The organism is Hydrogeniiclostridium mannosilyticum (assembly GCF_003268275.1).
GTDB lineage: Bacteria > Bacillota > Clostridia > Oscillospirales > Acutalibacteraceae > Hydrogeniiclostridium > Hydrogeniiclostridium mannosilyticum.
Genome location: NZ_QLYR01000001.1, coordinates 717165 through 734940, shown reverse-complemented (window position 1 = coordinate 734940; position 17776 = coordinate 717165). Strand labels below are relative to the sequence as shown.

Below are 17776 nucleotides of genomic sequence, written 5' to 3'. Positions count from 1 at the left end.
GAAAGGAGAGGGTTTCGGTGACGAAAAAGCAAAAGAAAATGCTGCTTCGCGTGCTGGTAAGCTTGGTTCTGCTGGTTGCCGCCGCATTGCTTCCGTTCTCCGGCTGGCTGCGGCTGACGGCCTTTTTGGTTCCCTACATCCTCATCGGCTGGGACGTTTTGTGGAAGGCGGTGCGGAACATCGCGCACGGCCAGGTGTTCGATGAAAATTTTTTAATGGCGCTTGCTACGGTCGGGGCCTTCTGCACCGGCGAGTTCCCCGAGGGGGTCGCCGTAATGCTGTTCTACCAGGTCGGCGAGCTGTTTCAGAGCTACGCGGTGGGCAAATCCCGGCAGTCCATCGCCTCCCTGATGGATATACGCCCGGATTACGCCAATATTGAGCGCGGCGGCGAGCTGGTTCAGGTAGACCCGGACGAGGTGGCTGTCGGCGATACGATTGTCATCAAATCGGGAGAGAAGGTCCCGCTGGACGGCGTGGTTCTGGAAGGGGCCTCCACCTTGAATACGGCGGCTTTGACGGGTGAATCCCTGCCAAGGGATGTGGAGCCCGGCGACGATGTTATCAGCGGCTGCATAAACCAAAGCGGGCTGTTGAAGGTCCGGGTGACCAAGGTGTTTGGCGAGTCGACGGTGGCTCGAATTTTGGATTTGGTCGAAAATTCAAGCGCCCAAAAGGCAAAGGCAGAAAACTTTATTACCAAGTTTGCCCGTTACTATACGCCGGTGGTCGTAATAGCCGCCTTGATTTTGGGCATCGTTCCGCCTTTGTTTGTAGGCGATTGGTCCAACTGGATTCACCGTGCGTTGATCTTCCTGGTCATTTCCTGCCCCTGTGCGCTGGTCATTTCGGTGCCGCTCAGCTTTTTCGGCGGCATCGGCGGCGCCTCAAAATGCGGCATTTTGGTGAAGGGCGGCAATTACATGGAAGCGCTGGCACATGCGGAGCTCGTGGTTTTTGATAAGACCGGCACGCTGACACGCGGTGTGTTCAATGTTACGGCGGTTCATCCGGATGAGTGCTCCGAAAAGGATTTATTGGAAATTGCCGCGCTTGCAGAGGCCTATTCCGATCACCCTATCTCCCGCTCGCTGCGGGAGGCCTACGGTATGGAGCTTGACCGCAGCCGAGTGGCCGAAGTGGAGGAGCTCTCCGGCAGGGGGATCCGCGCCCGGATTGACGGCAGGGGAGTCTGTGTCGGCAACAACAAGCTGATGGATGAAATCGGCGTGGCCTGGCATCCCTGCCACCATGTGGGAACAACGGTGCATGTCGCCATTGAGGGAAAATACGCCGGGCATATCGTGATCTCCGACGAGGTCAAGGAGGACGCGAAAGCGGCCGTCCAGGCCCTGAAGGCTCAGGGGGTCAAAAAAACCGTCATGCTGACGGGGGACTCCCGCCCGGTCGGCGAAAGTGTGGCAAAGGAGCTGGAGCTGGACGAGGCGTGCACGGAACTTTTACCGGCGGATAAGGTAGAACAGGTGGAACGCCTGTTGAAAGAAAAGTCACAAAATGGTAAACTGGTATTTGTAGGAGATGGAATCAACGATGCACCGGTTCTCTCTCGTGCGGACATCGGCATTGCAATGGGCGCGATGGGGTCGGATGCAGCGATCGAGGCGGCGGACATTGTCCTGATGGACGATAAGCCCTCCAAAATCGCCACCGCGATCCGTCTCTCGAAAAAGACGCTGCGCATCGTGCGGCAGAACATTATTTTTGCATTGGCGGTTAAGGCTGCGGTGCTGCTGCTGGGCGCGCTGGGCATTGCCACCATGTGGGAGGCTGTTTTTGCAGATGTAGGCGTCTCGGTAATCGCCATATTAAATGCAATGCGGATGTTGAGAGTAAAGAGTCTTCAATAACGTTTGTGGCGGAAAGAGAAGGAATGTGTATGCTGAAACTCGAACATTTAGTGTGGAATCTCTCCAGCGGCGAAGGAATTATCAACGGTATTGACCTGACAATCAAGGAAGGCCGGCTCGTCGTGGTCACCGGGCCAAATGGCGGCGGCAAGACTACGCTGGCAAAGCTGATTGCCGGGCTGGAGTCTCCGGCCTCCGGCAAAATCCTGTTTGAGGGAAAAGACATTGCCTCTATGAATATTACAGACAGGGCCAGGCTCGGCATTGCCTATGCCTTTCAGCAGCCTGTCCGGTTTAAGGGGCTGACTGTGCGCGATATTCTGGAGCTTGCCGCGGGCCAAAAGCTGAGCGAGGACCGGCTTTGTGATTTGATGGGAAAGGTCGGCCTGTGTGCCAATGAATATATTGACCGTGAACTGAACGCCAGCCTCTCCGGTGGTGAGATTAAACGGATTGAGATAGCCTCTGTTTTAGCACGCAATGCAAAGCTTTCTATTTTTGACGAGCCAGAGGCGGGAATTGACCTTTGGAGCTTCTCGCGTTTGGTAGAGGCCTTTCAGGACCTGCGCAGCCAGGGTCATGGAACCCTGCTCATTATTTCACATCAGGAGCGTATTCTGAGTATAGCGGACGAAATTGTAGTGGTGGCAAACGGCCGGGTCCGTGCCGCCGGCCCAAAGCATGAGATCCTGCCGACATTGCTTGCCGACGAAAGGTCGGCGCGCTGTCCGCTTGGCAAGGAGGGGGTATAAGGATGAATAAGATTACAGCGGAATTTCTGCGTGTTGTTTCGGATTTTAAGGGCTCGTTTCAGGGGGCGTTTAATATCCGTGAAAACGGGGAATGTGCAGGGCGCCAATCCAGTAAAAATATTAAAATAGACACGAAAAAGGATCTTCCGGGCATTGATATTCACATCCAGCCCGGCACACTGGGCGAAACGGTGTATATCCCGGCCTGTGTTACCCACACCGGCGTGGACGACTTGGTCTATAACGATTTTTTTGTGGGGGCGGGCGCCGACGTGGTTATTGTAGCGGGCTGTGGGGTTCACAATGACGGCGAGGGGGAAGCGCGCCATAATGGGATTCACCGCTTTTTCCTAGAAAAAGGCGCGCATGTTGTCTACCGTGAAAAGCACCTGGCCAATGGCTCCGGCGCCGGGGCAAAACGGATTGACCCGGTCACGGAGGTGCACCTGGCGGAGGACGCCTGCCTGGAAATGGACACGGTTCAGCTAGGCGGTGTGGACTCCACACTGCGTAAAACTACAGCAGAGCTGGATGCACGGGCCCGGCTTTTGGTGCGCGAGCGAATTATGACGGACGGTGCGGAGGTGGCTAAAACAGACTTTGAGGTCACGCTGACGGGGGAGGACTCCGGCGTGGATCTGATCTCACGCTCCGTTGCAAAGGGAACCTCACATCAGGAGTTTTTGTCCTGCATTCGCGGCCGTAACCGTTGCAGCGGGCATTCGGAGTGCGATGCAATCCTGGTAGGGAACGGCACGGTCACGGCTTCTCCGGCGCTGGAGGCATCGCACATTGATGCTGCGCTTATTCATGAGGCGGCGATAGGAAAAATTGCCGGGGAGCAGATTTTAAAGCTCCAAACGCTGGGTCTGAGCGAAGAGGAAGCGGAGCAGCAGATTATTTCCGGCTTCTTAAAATAACGCCCTTGCCCGCAAGGGAACGGGCAAAACACAGGCGCCCTTTTCTTTAGGAAAAGGGCGCCTGTGTTTTGTGAAAACCGAAAAATTTTAAACCTATTTTTGTGTTTGCACGTGGCTTTTAATCGCCTCAAAGCTTTCGGCACTAATGACATGCTCAATCCGGCAGGCGTCTTCAATGGCGGTCTTTTTTTCCACGCCCAGCGTTACCAGCCAGCTGGAAATCAGCGTGTGGCGCTCGTAAATCATTTCTGCAATCTCCCGGCCCTTTTCCGTAAGCGTAATATAACCATCTGCATCCATGTGAATATAGCCGTTTTCACGCAGATTTTTCATGGCGACGCTGACGCTGGGTTTGGAAAAGTCCAATTCATTGGCAATGTCGATGGAGCGTACGGCCCCGTTTCTCTGCTTTAAAATTAAAATGGTTTCCAAATAATTTTCAGCGGACTCTTGAATTTTCAATAGTTTCACTCCTGTTCCCAGGGCTTAAATGGAGCTAAGCCCTCGTATTTAAGACATGAATAGACCTCGCCGCTTTGACAAATTTCTGCCGGCCCTTACAAAACGATGTGCCGGCGGTTTCAGCGACGGGCTGCGAAGGTCTACTATGCCACGCTGCCTTTCAGCGGCCCGCACGGCAAAATGTATGAAATAAAAGAAAACGCCGCCCTTGAAGAAATCCCTTACAATAAATTGAAGCTTTATAGTCATTATAACACAAATTTTGTGCAGATTGCAACTTTATGAAAAAATCGTGAATTTCACCTTGACTTTGAAGTTAGTTCGTACTAATATATGTATTGGGTTAGAAAATGCTAACTAAAATATGTGTTCGTATCGGGACCTTTTGAAAAAGGAGTGGATTATGATGCCGCTGACAATGGCCAAAGAAGGGGAAGTAAATTTGATTAAGAAAATTGGAGGCCGTGAGGATACCCGCCGCTTTTTGGAAAACCTCGGCTTTGTTGTAGGCGGGGGCGTGACGGTTGTTTCCCAGATCAGTGGGAACGTCATCGTCAATGTGAAGGACTCCAGAGTCGCAATCAGCCGTGAAATGGCCAATAAGATTATGATCTGAGGCAGAAGAGTCCGGCCCGTTCATTTTTAAAGTAGCGGACAGCCTTCCCTAAAAGGCCTTGTCCCTTCTATAGATATTACCGAAAGGAGCAATAAAGATCTATGCAGACATTGAGGGAAGCAAAAGTAGGGCAGACAGTTGCGGTTGTAAAGCTGCACGGCGAAGGCGCCGTTAAGCGCCGTATTATGGATATGGGAATTACAAAGGGCGTTCAGGTTCATGTGCGAAAGGTAGCGCCGCTGGGCGACCCGATCGAGGTGACGGTTCGGGGGTATGAGCTCTCCATTCGTAAAGCAGATGCTGAAATGATAGAGGTTCAATAATTACGCTGAGGATATAGAGCTTTTTCAGCGGGCATGGTCCCTTAAAAGTGGAAAAGCGCCCTCGCCTTCGGCTGATGCCGGTCCGGGGCGGTAAAATGGCTTGCGGGTCCTGCGGCCCGCCGTACGAGCTGCGCGGCACGGAGCATTGACGGTGCAGCTCAATCGTCCTAAAATTTTTTTATTACCAAAAGGTTAGCTGAAGCTAATTGCTTTAATGCAAGCTGATTTACGCAAGGAGGAAATGATATGTCGATTAAAATTGCCTTGGCGGGCAATCCGAACAGCGGTAAAACGACGCTGTTCAACGCTTTGACGGGAGCGAACCAATTTGTGGGAAACTGGCCCGGCGTTACCGTGGAGAAAAAAGAAGGCAAACTAAAGAACCATAAAGATGTGATTATTACGGACCTTCCGGGCATCTACTCGCTGTCCCCCTACACCCTGGAGGAAGTGGTCGCCAGAAATTACCTGCTTCAGGACAGGCCCGACGTAATTCTTAATATCGTTGACGGTACCAACCTGGAACGTAACCTCTATTTGAGCACGCAGCTTCTGGAGCTGGGCGTCCCGGTTGTCATGGCTATTAACATGACGGACGTCGTCAAGAAAAATGGGGATCAGATTAACGTTCAGCAGCTGAAAAAGGTGATGGGCTGCGAGGTCGTGGAAATCTCCGCGCTGAAGGGCGCCGGCATCAAGGAAGCGGCTGACCTTGCGGTTGCGGTTGCCGAGAACCACATTCCCCAGCCCCAGGTGCATAAATTCAGCAGCCGTATAGAGGACACGCTGACGGCGATTGAAGGGATGCTGGCAGGGGTTCCGGCGGAGCAGAAGCGCTTTTATGCCATTAAGCTCTTCGAGCGCGACGACAAAATCAAGGCCCTGCTTGAAAAAGTACCAGATGTTGAGGGCCTTGTTAAAACAGTTGAAAACCAATTGGACGACGACGCGGAAAGCATCATTACAAACGAGCGCTATACATATATTTCGTCCATTATCAAAAAATGTTATACAAAGAAAAATACAAAGTCTAAGCTGACTACCTCTGATAAAATTGACCGGGTTGTCACCAACCGCTGGCTGGCGCTGCCGATTTTTGCGATTGTCATGGTTATTGTTTATTATGTCTCTGTAACCACAGTGGGCACCATTGCAACAGATTGGGCCAACGACGGGGTATTTGGAGACGGCTGGCATCTGTTCGGCATCGGCGCTTCTTCCTATGAGGAGGCGACCGGAGAGTACGACGCGGAGGTGACGAAGCGGGATGCCTTTATCGAGGCTGCCGAAACCGCCGGTGTCGATGTGGCGGCGCTGAATGAGACGCTGGAGTCTGAAACACCGGATGCGTCTGTTATCAGCGCGTTTGAGGATGCCGCCGCCGCAAAAAATGTCACGGGCACGGCGGAATTTCTCGATGATAACGGTGAGGTAGAGGAGACGGTGCCTGTTTCGTTGGAGGACTTCAAGACGGCTGTTGCCGCAGAGGAGCCGGATCCCGCCGCCTATGGACCCTGGATTACGGGTATTCCGGTGCTGGTTGAAAATGGCCTGACGGCGATTAACTGCGCGGATTGGCTGCAGGACCTGATTTTGAACGGTATTATCGCCGGTGTAGGCGCGGTTCTCGGCTTTGTGCCGCAGATGCTGGTGCTGTTCTTGTTCTTGGCCTTCTTGGAGGGCTGCGGTTATATGGCGCGTATTGCGTTTATCATGGACCGGATTTTCCGTAAATTCGGCCTTTCCGGTAAATCCTTTATCCCGATGTTGATCGGCACCGGTTGCGGCGTTCCCGGCATCATGGCCTCGCGTACCATTGAAAATGACCGCGACCGCAAAATGACGATTATGACGACTACCTTTATTCCGTGCGGCGCGAAGCTGCCAATTATTGCCCTGATTGCCGGCGCACTGTTCAATGGCGCCTGGTGGGTCAGCCCGAGCGCCTATTTTGTAGGTGTGGCTGCTATTGTTGTTTCCGGCATCATCCTGAAGAAAACAAAGATGTTCGCCGGGGATCCCGCTCCGTTTGTCATGGAGCTGCCTGCGTACCACCTGCCGACGGTCGGCAACGTGTTGCGCAGCATGTGGGAGCGCGGCTGGTCCTTTATTAAAAAGGCCGGTACCATTATTCTGCTTGCAACAATCCTAGTGTGGTTCACTTCAAACTACGGATTTACAGACGGAGGCTTCGGCAAGGTTGAAATCAGCGGCAGTATTCTGGCGGTCATCGGCAATGCCATTGCCTGGATCTTCGCTCCGCTGGGCTGGGGCCACTGGGAGGCTGCGGTTGCGGCAATTACCGGCCTGATTGCGAAGGAAAACGTCGTTGGCACCTTTGGCGTACTCTATGGCGGCTTTGATGAGGTTGCTGAGAACGGCTGGCAGATCTGGACCAATATGCAGGCCTCCTTTACGGCGCTGTCCGCATATTCGTTCCTGGTCTTCAACCTTCTGTGCGCACCTTGCTTTGCGGCTATCGGCGCCATTAAGAGAGAGATGAACAGTGCAAAATGGACTTGGTTCGCAATTGGCTACCAATGTGTTTTCGCCTATGCGACTTCCCTGTGCATTTTCCAGCTCGGCACCTTGTTCACCGGCGGCGGTTTCGGTGTGTTTACCGCCATTGCAATTTTGGTTCTGGCCGTCATTATTTTCCTGTTGGTACGGCCTTATAAAGAGAGCAATACCCTGAAAGTAAAGGTTCGGGTGTCGAAGTAAGAAACAGCGGCGGCCGAACGGGAAGGGAGCAATTTAAATGTGGGAATTTTTCGTGAATAACCTGGCGACAATCATAATCAGCCTGCTGCTTTTGCTTGTGGTTGTTCTGATTATACGCAAGATGGTGAAGGACCGGAAAAAGGGCCGCTCCTCCTGCGGCTGCGGCTGTAAGGACTGCCCCAGCTCATCCATGTGCCATAAGCATTAAAGTTAGGAGAACGGGAATGTATGATTTCCAAGCCGCATGGGGTTGCCATGTATGAATTTGACAACTGCACAGCTGCGTTATTTGATTATGATTTATCAATTGCAGAAAAACGGGCGGGTTCGCCTGCTGGATGTGGCCGGTAAACTCGGTGTGGCAAAGCCGAGCGTTCACCGCATGGCGGTGCAGCTGGTACGTCTGGAGCTGCTTGAGGAAGGGCGTTTTTCCGTGCTGCAGATGACGGCCCGCGGCCTGGAGGTGGCTGAGGCGTACGAGCATGGCTGCATATTGCTCCATTCTTTTTTACAGAGTGAGCTGCAGCTTTCCTCTACCGATGCGCAGGAGGGTGCGTTAGCCCTGCTGGGCGCTTATCCGCTGGAAAAGCTTCGGGCGCTTTGCAGCAAATTGGAAGGCCCTTTGAGTATGATCACTTAATAACAAAACCGGTTCCGTTTTCAGGCGGAGCCGGTTTTGTTGCATCGTGTTCTTGGGCGTAAACCGTTTTACTCCGGGGGCTTCACCTGACGGCTGTGTGTGCCGTTGGGGTTTCATGGAAAATTTTCCCCGTGACTGATTTTAGCAATTGACTTTTTATTTTCGCAGGGTATACTTAATTTAAAAAGCCCGCTCATCCTGGCCCGGCGCTATGCCGGTTGCCGTTTGGCCAATTAGGCGGCGCGGGCTTTTTTGCCGTTTTTCCGCGGAAAGAGGCAATTAGGGTAAAACAGGCCCGACCATAATGGAGAAGAGGAAAGGCAATGAAGATTTATAACAGACTGACAGACCTAGTGGGCAACACGCCGCTGCTTGAGCTGGCGCGTTATGCGCAGGCCCGGAATATCCCGGCCCGGCTGATCGGAAAGCTGGAATATTTGAACCCGGCAGGCAGTGTAAAGGACCGCGTAGCCAAGGCGATGGTTGAGGATGCAGAACAGAGGGGGCTGCTGAAGCCCGGAAATGTAATCATTGAGCCGACAAGCGGCAATACAGGCATTGGACTGGCCAGTGTGGCGGCCTCCCACGGCTACCGGGTCATTTTGACAATGCCGGAGACTATGAGCGTTGAAAGGAGAAATCTGCTGAAGGCCTATGGCGCGGAGCTGGTGCTGACGGAAGGCGCCAAGGGAATGCAGGGCGCAATTGACAAGGCGCAGGAGCTGGCGGCCGCCATGCCGGAAACAAGCTTTATCCCGGGCCAATTTGTCAACCCTGTCAACCCGGAGGCGCACCGCACGTCAACAGGGCCTGAAATATGGCGGGACACCGATGGAACCGTGGATGTTTTTGTGGCAGGTGTGGGAACGGGCGGTACGCTGACCGGCGCCGGGGAATACCTGAAAGGTAAGAACCCGGCTATTCGGGTGGTGGCGGTAGAGCCTGCAAAATCACCGGTTCTTTCCAAGGACCAGGCTGGGCCGCATGGCCTTCAGGGCATTGGCGCGGGCTTTGTGCCGAAAATCCTGAATACGGGTATTTATGACGAGATTGCCGCGGTGCAGGAGAAAGAGGCCTACGAAGCAAGCCGCCTGGTCGCCGGAACGGAAGGGCTGCTTGTCGGCATTTCATCGGGCGCCGCGCTTGCTGCCGCCGCGAGGCTGGCTGAAAGAGAGGCCTACCGCGGCAAAAATATCGTGGTGCTTCTGCCCGACTCTGGGGAGCGCTACCTTTCCACCCCGCTGTTTCAGGATGCGGATTAGAGATTTGAGAGGAGCCTAAAAGAATGTATCAGTTTGACGAAGTGATAGACCGCCGGCATACCAATGCGGTAAAATACGATTTAATCCGGGCCAGGGGACTGCCGGAGGACGTGATTCCGCTTTGGGTAGCGGATATGGATTTCCGTATCCCAAAGGAGGTTTCGCAGGCGCTGGAAAAAAGCAGCCGGCATGGTATTTTCGGCTATTCTGAGAGCGGTGAAAGCTACTACGAGGCAGTCGCCGGCTGGTTTCACGATTATTTTGGCTGGGAGACCCGGCGGGATTGGATGGTAAAGACGCCGGGCGTGGTCTTTGCGCTGGCAACAGCGGTGCGGGCGCTCACACGGGAAGGCGACGCAGTTTTGATCCAGCAGCCGGTTTACGACCCCTATGCGGGGGTGGTAAAGTCCAATAAGCGGGAACTGGTGGTGAACCCGCTTCAATGCACAGATGGAATCTACACGGTGGATTATGCGGATTTTGAGAAAAAAATTATTGAGCATGAGGTCAAGCTGTTCCTGCTTTGCAGTCCCCACAACCCGGTTGGCCGGGTATGGACGGAAGAGGAGCTCCGTAAAATGGGAGAGATTTGCCTGAAGCATAATGTGCTGGTAGTCAGTGATGAGATCCATTGCGACTTTACCTATCCGGGCCACCGGCACACCGTGTTCGCAAGCCTGGGGGCGGAGCACGCCTTTAACTCCATCATCTGTACAGCGCCAAGCAAGACCTTTAACCTTGCGGGCCTGGAGGCCTCCAACATCTTTATCCCAGATTATACGGTGCGCAAAAGGTTCCAGGAAGAGATGGGCAGGGTCGCGGTTAGCGGTGTCAACGCCATGGGACTGGTTGCCTGTGAAGCGGCCTACCGTTACGGCAGGCAATGGCTGGACGAGCTGCTTGCCTATCTGGCGGGAAATATCGATTTTATTGAGCGCTATTTAAAAACGCAAATACCACAGGTTCGCTTCCAGCGGCCCGAAGGCACCTATTTGCTGTGGCTGGATTTCCGGGCTTTAGGGCTGTCCGATGAGGAACTGGAGCATTTTCTGGGGCATAGGGCAAAGATCTGGCTGATCCAGGGCGCCGCATTCGGTGAGGGCGGCAGCGGGTTCGCGCGGCTGAATGCCGCCTGCCCACGCTCTGTTTTGGAGGAGGCCATGGATCGGTTGAACAACGCGGTAAAAAGCCTGTAAGCCGCCGCTTGGTTTGCACTGAAAAAACGGCGCGCCGGAAACGAACCGCGCGCCGTTTTTTTGTTATTGTTTCCAGGGGATGAGCTCCCGCCTTCGCCGGGGACGAACAAAGGGGCCCGGTAAAAGCTGAAGGCTGCCCAGACAATGCTTTCGGGTCAGCTTTCCGGGAACATCATGCAGTCCATATAATGGTCCATAAAGATAGGACTGGAGGAAAGGTCGGCTGTTTGGGCCGCCTCCGCCAGGGAATAGGAGGCCCCGGCGTTGGATTCCTGAAGCAGGGTGGCGATGGCGCCTGCTGCTGCTGCGTTGCCGAGAATTTTTGCTTTCTCAGCCAGCGGGCCCGGTATGAGGCCGATGCGGACGGCGCTGGGAATGGAGATATAGTTACCGAAGCCCCCCGCAATAAAAAAGGAGGCAACCTCGTCAGGCTGAATGCCGGCGGTGTCCAGCAGGGTCAGGATTCCGGCACAGATTGCGCTTTTAGCAAGCTGAATGGCGCGGATATCCTTTTGCGTCAGGATAACGGGGCCAATGGCTACAGCGGGCTGGTCATCCTTCTCCGTAATCATGTTGAGGAAGTCGTGGTCCTCCTCCAGAATAACGCCGGTTTCATCCAGCATGCCCGCATCGAGCAGGACAGCGGCAGCATCCAGAATACCGGAGCCGCAGATGCCCTTTGCCTCCGCACCGCCGATGGTGGTATAGGTAATTTTACCGCCGGTCAGGTAAACATGGTCGATGGCGCCCGGCAGCGCGGTCATCCCCATATAGATCCCCGCGCCCTCCAGAGCCGGGCCGGCGGCGGTGGAGCAGCAGAGCAGCCGCCCGTCATGGCAGAGCGCAATCTCGCCGTTGGTGCCGATGTCCAGCAGCAGCTCGGGTCTGTCTGCCTGCCATAGTCCGCAGGAGAGGATAGCGGTGGTAATATCTGCGCCGACAAACGCGGAGATGCAGCGCGGCAGATAGAGAAGGCCGTCCGGGCAGATGTCAATGGACAATTCCGCCGGTGAGAGCCTCTCGCCGAAAAGGCAGCCGGCGTCAAAGGGAGCATGTGAAAGGCAGTCGGGGTCCTGCGCCGTCAGCAGGTACAGCATGGTGGTGTTTCCTGTAATGACAACACAGTCAATTTCCCGGTTAGAAATGCCGGTTTCCTGAGCAAGCCTTTTGAGCAGCGTGTTGATGCAGTCCACAATCTTTTCCGAGAGCGGGCCTCTGTTTCCAGCAAGAGACTGCTCGATGCGGGAGATGACGTCCGCGCCGAAAACAGCTTGCGGGTTGGGCGCCCCGCCTTTGGCCCAGCACCGGCCGGACGCCAGGTCATACAGGTAGGCGGCGACGGTGGTGGTACCAATATCAATGGCGGCGCCATAGCGGCCGTTGTTTCCGCCTAGGGGGGAAAGCGAGATTTCCGGCAGGATAACACCTGATTCAATGGCCAGGGCCCCTTGCTCCTGTAGCGGGGCCACGGTGATGTCGCCCAACGCATGAGCCATACAGGCCAGCCGGATTCCGTTTTGCAGCGCTTCTTCGCCCAGCAGGGACCGTTCCTGGCCGGTGGGGGCGGAGAGCTCTCCGGTTACCTGAACCCGGCACTTTCCGCAGCGTCCGGTTCCGGCACAGGGTTTATTGATGGAAACCCCGGCGCTTTCAAGAAGATCCGAAAGCGGAAGGGCGGCATCGGGCTCATAGGGGATTTCCCGGAGCATATGGTCCATTTGAAGTTTAATGAATGGCATAAGTTGTCACCTGGCTTTTTAAAATATGAGGGTATCGGTGAGGTTATTATAAGGGAATCCCTCCTGCGGGTCAATCCTGAATTGAAAAGAATAATAAAAAAGGCTCCCGGCATCATTCCGGGAGCCTTCGATTCGCTTATTCTCAGGAAGCAGTACAAAAATCCAACGCGGCATCCGCGGCGGATGCGGCATCCGGGGTATAGCAGTCCGCCTTGATCGCCTGGCAGAAGCTCTCGGTTACAGGAGCGCCGCCGATCATGATCTTGACGGCATCGCGCATGCCCTTTTCCTCGAAGATCTCTACGACATTTTTCATCTCGTTCATGGTGGTGGTCAGCAGTGCAGAGCAGCATACAAGCTGCGCCTTATTTTCAACGGCGGCATCATAGAACTGCTCGGGGGAAACGTCTACACCAAGGTCAATGACGGTGATGCCCTTGCCTTCCATCATCATTTTTACCAGGTTCTTGCCAATGTCATGCAGGTCGCCGCGCACGGTGCCAATAACTGCCGTGCCCTTGGACTCTACGCCGGCGGAAACAAGGTGAGGCTTCAAAATGGTGATGCCGGCGTTCATTGCGCGGGCGGCAATCAGAACCTCTGGCACGAAAACCTCGTTGTTCTTGAACTTTTCGCCGATGATGGTCATACCGCTGAGCAGGCCCTGCTCAAGGATATCCTTTGCGGGCAGCCCTTCGTCAATGGCCTGCTGGACAAGCTCCTTTACCTTTGGAGCGCGGCCCTTTTGCAGAAAGCTGCAAATATCTTCCAATATTGCCATAACAATTTCTCCTTCACAATGTGTTTGTTTTCATGTCCTTATTTTATTGTGTTGAGAAACGTTTTTATAGAATTTTATTGCCAATTATAAAATTTTATTGCGGTTTCTTCAAATGTGCCCGCGGCTGTCCCGATATTTTTTAGGCGAGACGCCCACCAGCTTTTTAAAAACGCGGATAAAATAGCTCTGGTCCTCAAACCCGCAGAGGTTTGCAATGTCGGCCAGATTTACATTGCTGTCCATCAGCATGATTTTGCTTTTGTCAATGCGCACGGAATTGATGTATGCAGAGAGGTTCTGGCCCGTTTCCTCCTTGAAAACCCGGCTTAGATAGGAGCGGCTCAGGTAGACGTTGCGGGCAATTTCATCGAGCGTCAGCTTTTTGTCAAAATTATCCCGCACATATTCCATCACCTTATAGACGGAGTCCGCATGCTTAATCTGGCGGAAATCGAAGGAATAGTTGATGAAGCGGTGCATAATCCCGGTGAGCCAGACGCTGAGCTCCTCAATAGAATGAAACTGTTCAATATCGTGGAAGTAATTTTTACTGAAGCGGAAAATTTCATTGATGTCGGCGCCAGCATCGATTGTCGCACGCGAGAGCAGCACCACAAGCTCAATGACGCGCGCCTTGATCTCGTCCAACTCAAAGTCGCTGGCCAAAAAAATGTGGCTCAGCAGTTGGTTTATCATCTTTTGAGAGCCGGCCTTGTCCCGGTTGCGAATCATGGCCTGCAGCTTTTTTTCATCCTCAATGGGGTATGGGTTGCGGGCCTCGCTGAGGCTTCGCTCCCGCACGGAATAAATATCCTTGAGCAGCTGCTCCTGCTCATAGACAAAATTCCCCATGCGGCTGTGCGGCAGCCCGCTAATGGAGGAGGTGACCAGTGAGAGCGTCTCCGCGATATGGTTGGTCTTACGGGTGGAGAAAACCGGCAGGGCCTGAATGCTTTTGTGTAAATCCTGCGGCAGCTCTGAGAGGGTGTCCTGCGGTTCCCCCATTACGATGGGGCCGGCAACAATGCCCCCGGCGAGCTCTCCGGTCGCATCTGAGAGGGGCGAGGCAATAAATACAAGCCCGGCGGGGCAATAATAGATATATTTGCCGTTCCAGCGGTAGGCCTCGTGGCAGCCGTACAGGTAACTGTACTGGGCCTGGCAGTGTGAGCAGTTGTCGCAGAAGCCTGCGCCGCCGGGGCATTGAAAGAGCGTTTTTACTTCCCCCACGTCGAACACGGCGCATGCCGCCCCGCACAGGCTTTCAAAGCATTCGCAGTACTTTTCACTTTTTTCCCTTAAATCTCCAGTTATCATGCCTACAACCTTTTACCTTTTATCATAATTTCGTCTATTAGTCCGCCCAGCAGGCTCACAAGGTTTTAAGCGCCGCGGGAAATGCCGTGCTGTACCGAATATTTTAGCATCGGCGTTGCTTAAAAATAAGTATAGCCTTTAAAACGGCGGATTTCAATAGGAGCGCTGCAGGAAAATAAATACTTCAGGGAATAAGAAAACCGCTTTTCTTTTCTGTATAAAAAAACATATCATTTCTTGTGATTTTGGGTTGAAATCCCGGTGGGAAATGGGTAAAATGGGACATATAGAAAGGGGTTGTTTTGACCAATGGCATTGAGGTCTGGAGAGAACATGCAGTTAACTTGTGAATATTTGAAAGAGCCGCTTGGCGTGCAGAACCCGAAGCCGCGTTTTGCATGGCGGGTGAACGGGGAATGGGAAAATACGGTTCAGGTTTCCTACCGTGTCCATGTTTGGCGCGGGGAGCAGGAGGTCTGGGACAGCGGCGAGGTCTTTTCAAACCGCTCCTGTGCGGTGGAATACGACGGATTGCCGCTTGCTGGCCGGCAGCGCTACCGGTGGCAGGTGCAGGTTTCTCTGAGAAGGTGGTCAGAGCCGGAGCCGTGCGCCCGTTTGCAGGGCGAGTCCTGCTTTGAAACAGGACTGCTGGATGCCGCGGCTTGGCAGGGGAGCTGGATTCAGATGCCCTGTGCGCAGCAGGGGGTTTCAACCCTGGTGCGTAAAACCTTCACGGTGGCGGATTTGCCGAAGCTGGCCAGAATTTACATCAGCGGGCTCGGCTATTTTGAGGCCTATTTAAACGGAAAAAAGATTGGGTCCAGCGTTTTGGACCCAGGCTGGACGGATTACCGGAAAACGGTGCTCTACCGCTGCTTTGATGTTACCGCGCTGTTGGAAAAAGGAGAAAACGTGCTGGCTGTGGAGCTGGGCGAGGGCTGGTATGGGCACCGGCATGAAGGAATGAAAAAGCTGGTCAACCGTTACCCGGCCTGGCTGGGGACGCCGCGGCTTTTATGCAAGGTGGCCCTGGATGATACCTGCTTTTCAACCGGTGCAGACGGTTCATGGCTTTGCAGCGCGGGCGCCGTCAGAGAGAACAGTATTTATGACGGCGAACTGTATGATGCCCGGTTGGAAAAGGCAGGCTGGCGCGACCGGGGCTACCGGCCCCAGCCGCAGGAATGGTCTCCGGCTGTGGAGGCCGGCGCCCCTGCAGGAAGGCTCGTGTGCCAGCTTATGCCGTCCATTGAGGTGGTGCGGGAGCTGAAGCCGGCCTACCTGGCTTATACGGAGGATGAGGACTACAAGCTGGTTGCGGATTTTGGTGAAAATATCGCCGGCTGGGTACAGATCCGGGTAAAAGGGAGCGCGGGCGGCAGCGTAACGCTGCGTTACGGTGAGGTACTGAATGCCGACGGCACGGTGAACCAGAAAAATCTGCGCTATGCGCGCGCGACAGACACCTATATTCTGGGGGAACAGGAGGCGGCTGTTTACCACCCGCGTTTTACCTACCATGGTTTCCGCTATGTTCAGATTGAGATGACGGCAGGGGTGATGATCGAAGAGGTGCGGGCGCATTGCGTGCACACGGCCGTAAAGCGGGCCTCCGCCTTTGACTGTGATAATGAACTGCTCAATAAAATTTACGATGCGATGCTGCGCACGGAACAGAACAATCTGCACAGTGTGCCGACGGATTGCCCGCAGCGTGACGAGCGCCTGGGCTGGATCAATGACATGACGGTCCGTTTTGAGGAAGGCCTTTATAATTTTGACATGGCGCTTTTTTATGAAAAATGGCTCAATGACCTGGCGGATGCCCAGGACCCGGACACCGGTGCCATCCCGGATACGGCCCCGTATTTCTTCGGCGACCTTCCGGCTTCCCATATCTCAAGCGTGCTGGTGCTGCTCCCCTGGTTCTACTACCAGTTTTATGGCGACCTGCAGCCGCTGCGCCGCCATTATGAGGCCATGAAAAAATATGTGGCCTTCAAGGCCTCGCAGCGCGACGGCGCGGGACTGATTATCGACCGTTTCTGCGGGGAATGGGCCCCGCCAATGACTCAGGCGCTGCTGATGCGGGGTGTGGATGCCCTGCCTGCCAATATCCCGGCGCCAATTATTACAACTGGTTATTTATACTATGATTATTACATAATGGAGAAAGCGGCCGGCGTGCTGGGGCTCCCGGAGGAAGCCGCATGCTTTGCCGCGGAGAAGGAACAGGTGAAGGAGGCGGTGAACCGCGCTTACCTTAATCGAGAAGAGGGCTGCTATGGCACCAACGTGCAGGCCTGCAATATTTTCCCGCTTTTCCTTGATATCGTGCCGCCAGATCAGAAAGAGCGGGTACTGAGAAACCTGCTGCTCAATATTGTGGATGAAAACCAGTACCATACGACAACGGGAAACCAGATGACCAAGTACCTTTATGAACTGCTGAACCGAGAAGGGCTGGACGATATTGCCTACCGTCTGGCCGGGCAGACGACTTACCCCAGCCTCGGCTTTATGCTTGAAAACGGCGCGACCACCATTTGGGAGCGCTGGGAGAACCTGACAGGCAATTACATGAACTCGCATGACCACCCGATGCTGGGGGCCTTTACCATCTGGTTCCTGAAAGCGCTGGGCGGCATACGCGATGAAAGCGGCCTGGCTGTCGGCGGGATAGAGCTGAGGCCCTCTGTGCCTGAAGGCTTAAACCGGGTGACGGCAGCTTATGAGACGACCCGCGGCACGGTTCGCTGCAGCTGGAAAAAGGAGGCGGATCGCCTTTTGATGACGGTGCAGGTGCCATGGAATGCCGAGGCGCGTGTCCGGGTGCCAGACGGCTATGCCTGCGCAGGCGGCGAGCGTACATTATTGATGGGCCCCGGCTGCTGCGAGGTGTTTTTAACCAGGGAGTAATTTTATTTTACATTCGGGCGAGATATAGCAAAAAATTGAAATAACGAGTTTATTTGCTTATTTTTACATCCTGTTTGTATATAAAATTAGAATATATACAGATAGGAATTGAATTTTATGTCTTTGTCTGGAACAGCAGGAAGAAATTTGGCCGGCCCGGCCGCGCCTTGAAGAATTTTGAGCAGGCACTACCCAAATAAAAAGGAAGTGGTGATTCTGCTGTGAATGTGGAACTGCGGAGAAAAACGGCCCCCGGGGCC

Annotated in this window: 15 protein-coding genes; 11 read left to right on the top strand and 4 right to left on the bottom strand. The window is 54.1% G+C overall.

Translation table 11 applies throughout. From position 1 onward, the window contains the following. Nucleotides 1-17 precede the first annotated feature (17 nt). Genes DPQ25_RS03455 through DPQ25_RS03445 form a run of 3 tightly spaced genes read left to right on the top strand, consistent with a single transcriptional unit; the run spans nt 18 to nt 3540 of the window. Nucleotides 18-1868, top strand: a complete 1851-nt coding sequence (locus DPQ25_RS03455; RefSeq protein WP_112331762.1) for a heavy metal translocating P-type ATPase — start codon at nt 18-20, stop codon at nt 1866-1868. 29 nt (nt 1869-1897) lie between these two features. After that, nucleotides 1898-2620 carry an ABC transporter ATP-binding protein gene (locus DPQ25_RS03450; protein ID WP_112331761.1) on the top strand — a complete coding sequence of 241 codons (723 nt, stop codon included), beginning with the start codon at nt 1898-1900 and terminating at the stop codon, nt 2618-2620. Nucleotides 2621-2622: 2 nt separating this feature from the next. Further along, the gene (locus tag DPQ25_RS03445) at nt 2623-3540 is read left to right on the top strand and encodes a SufB/SufD family protein (RefSeq protein WP_112331760.1); all 918 of its coding nucleotides are present in this window, start codon (nt 2623-2625) and stop codon (nt 3538-3540) included. Nucleotides 3541-3633: 93 nt separating this feature from the next. Here the strand turns inward: DPQ25_RS03445 and DPQ25_RS03440 are convergent, their stop codons facing one another. Further along, nucleotides 3634-4002, bottom strand: a complete 369-nt coding sequence (locus DPQ25_RS03440) for a metal-dependent transcriptional regulator (RefSeq protein WP_112331759.1) — start codon at nt 4000-4002, stop codon at nt 3634-3636. A 403-nt stretch (nt 4003-4405) separates the two neighbouring features. On the opposite strand from DPQ25_RS03440, the gene DPQ25_RS03430 reads away from it, so the two are divergent. The 7 genes from DPQ25_RS03430 (at nt 4406) to DPQ25_RS03400 (ending at nt 10760) form a co-directional block, all read left to right on the top strand. Next, on the top strand, nt 4406-4618 hold the full coding sequence (locus DPQ25_RS03430) for a FeoA family protein (RefSeq protein WP_112331757.1): 213 nt from the start codon (nt 4406-4408) through the stop codon (nt 4616-4618). Nucleotides 4619-4719: 101 nt separating this feature from the next. Further along, nucleotides 4720-4941, top strand: coding sequence for a FeoA family protein (locus DPQ25_RS03425; RefSeq protein ID WP_112331756.1), 222 nt, complete (start codon nt 4720-4722; stop codon nt 4939-4941). A gap of 246 nt (nt 4942-5187) precedes the next feature. Next, complete coding sequence (gene feoB / locus DPQ25_RS03420; protein WP_112331755.1) at nt 5188-7662, top strand: ferrous iron transport protein B; 2475 nt, start codon at nt 5188-5190, stop codon at nt 7660-7662. Nucleotides 7663-7699: 37 nt separating this feature from the next. Continuing rightward, nucleotides 7700-7870, top strand: a complete 171-nt coding sequence (locus tag DPQ25_RS03415; protein ID WP_112331754.1) for a FeoB-associated Cys-rich membrane protein — start codon at nt 7700-7702, stop codon at nt 7868-7870. 51 nt (nt 7871-7921) lie between these two features. Beyond that, nucleotides 7922-8302, top strand: a complete 381-nt coding sequence (locus DPQ25_RS03410; protein ID WP_177576816.1) for a helix-turn-helix domain-containing protein — start codon at nt 7922-7924, stop codon at nt 8300-8302. 323 nt (nt 8303-8625) lie between these two features. Next, nucleotides 8626-9564, top strand: coding sequence for a cysteine synthase A (gene cysK, locus DPQ25_RS03405; protein WP_112331752.1), 939 nt, complete (start codon nt 8626-8628; stop codon nt 9562-9564). A gap of 23 nt (nt 9565-9587) precedes the next feature. Continuing rightward, on the top strand, nt 9588-10760 hold the full coding sequence (locus DPQ25_RS03400; protein ID WP_112331751.1) for a MalY/PatB family protein: 1173 nt from the start codon (nt 9588-9590) through the stop codon (nt 10758-10760). Between the two features lie 155 nt (nt 10761-10915). On the opposite strand, the gene DPQ25_RS03395 is transcribed toward DPQ25_RS03400, so the two are convergent. The 3 genes from DPQ25_RS03395 to DPQ25_RS03385 form a co-directional block, all read right to left on the bottom strand. Then, nucleotides 10916-12499: an ASKHA domain-containing protein gene (locus DPQ25_RS03395; protein WP_112331750.1), complete on the bottom strand. Its 1584-nt coding sequence runs from the start codon at nt 12497-12499 to the stop codon at nt 10916-10918. 142 nt (nt 12500-12641) lie between these two features. Next, entirely contained in the window at nt 12642-13280 is a 639-nt protein-coding gene (locus tag DPQ25_RS03390) for a corrinoid protein (RefSeq protein ID WP_112331749.1), read from the bottom strand. A 108-nt stretch (nt 13281-13388) separates the two neighbouring features. Beyond that, on the bottom strand, nt 13389-14597 hold the full coding sequence (locus tag DPQ25_RS03385; protein WP_112331748.1) for an AraC family transcriptional regulator: 1209 nt from the start codon (nt 14595-14597) through the stop codon (nt 13389-13391). A 333-nt stretch (nt 14598-14930) separates the two neighbouring features. Between DPQ25_RS03385 and DPQ25_RS03380 the strand changes: the two genes are divergently transcribed. After that, the gene (locus DPQ25_RS03380; protein WP_177576815.1) at nt 14931-17516 is read left to right on the top strand and encodes an alpha-L-rhamnosidase; all 2586 of its coding nucleotides are present in this window, start codon (nt 14931-14933) and stop codon (nt 17514-17516) included. Nucleotides 17517-17776: the final 260 nt, after the last annotated feature.

What these genes read in the sequence shown, in the direction of transcription:
- DPQ25_RS03450 (WP_112331761.1), top strand. Translation starts at nt 1,898, where the DNA reads ATGCTGAAACTCGAACATTTAGTGTGGAATCTCTCCAGCGGCGAAGGA.
- DPQ25_RS03445 (WP_112331760.1), top strand. Translation starts at nt 2,623, where the DNA reads ATGAATAAGATTACAGCGGAATTTCTGCGTGTTGTTTCGGATTTTAAG.
- DPQ25_RS03430 (WP_112331757.1), top strand. Translation starts at nt 4,406, where the DNA reads ATGATGCCGCTGACAATGGCCAAAGAAGGGGAAGTAAATTTGATTAAG.
- DPQ25_RS03425 (WP_112331756.1), top strand. Translation starts at nt 4,720, where the DNA reads ATGCAGACATTGAGGGAAGCAAAAGTAGGGCAGACAGTTGCGGTTGTA.
- feoB (WP_112331755.1), top strand. Translation starts at nt 5,188, where the DNA reads ATGTCGATTAAAATTGCCTTGGCGGGCAATCCGAACAGCGGTAAAACG.
- DPQ25_RS03415 (WP_112331754.1), top strand. Translation starts at nt 7,700, where the DNA reads ATGTGGGAATTTTTCGTGAATAACCTGGCGACAATCATAATCAGCCTG.
- DPQ25_RS03410 (WP_177576816.1), top strand. Translation starts at nt 7,922, where the DNA reads ATGAATTTGACAACTGCACAGCTGCGTTATTTGATTATGATTTATCAA.
- cysK (WP_112331752.1), top strand. Translation starts at nt 8,626, where the DNA reads ATGAAGATTTATAACAGACTGACAGACCTAGTGGGCAACACGCCGCTG.
- DPQ25_RS03400 (WP_112331751.1), top strand. Translation starts at nt 9,588, where the DNA reads ATGTATCAGTTTGACGAAGTGATAGACCGCCGGCATACCAATGCGGTA.
- DPQ25_RS03395 (WP_112331750.1), bottom strand. Translation starts at nt 12,499, where the DNA reads ATGCCATTCATTAAACTTCAAATGGACCATATGCTCCGGGAAATCCCC.
- DPQ25_RS03390 (WP_112331749.1), bottom strand. Translation starts at nt 13,280, where the DNA reads ATGGCAATATTGGAAGATATTTGCAGCTTTCTGCAAAAGGGCCGCGCT.
- DPQ25_RS03385 (WP_112331748.1), bottom strand. Translation starts at nt 14,597, where the DNA reads ATGATAACTGGAGATTTAAGGGAAAAAAGTGAAAAGTACTGCGAATGC.
- DPQ25_RS03380 (WP_177576815.1), top strand. Translation starts at nt 14,931, where the DNA reads ATGCAGTTAACTTGTGAATATTTGAAAGAGCCGCTTGGCGTGCAGAAC.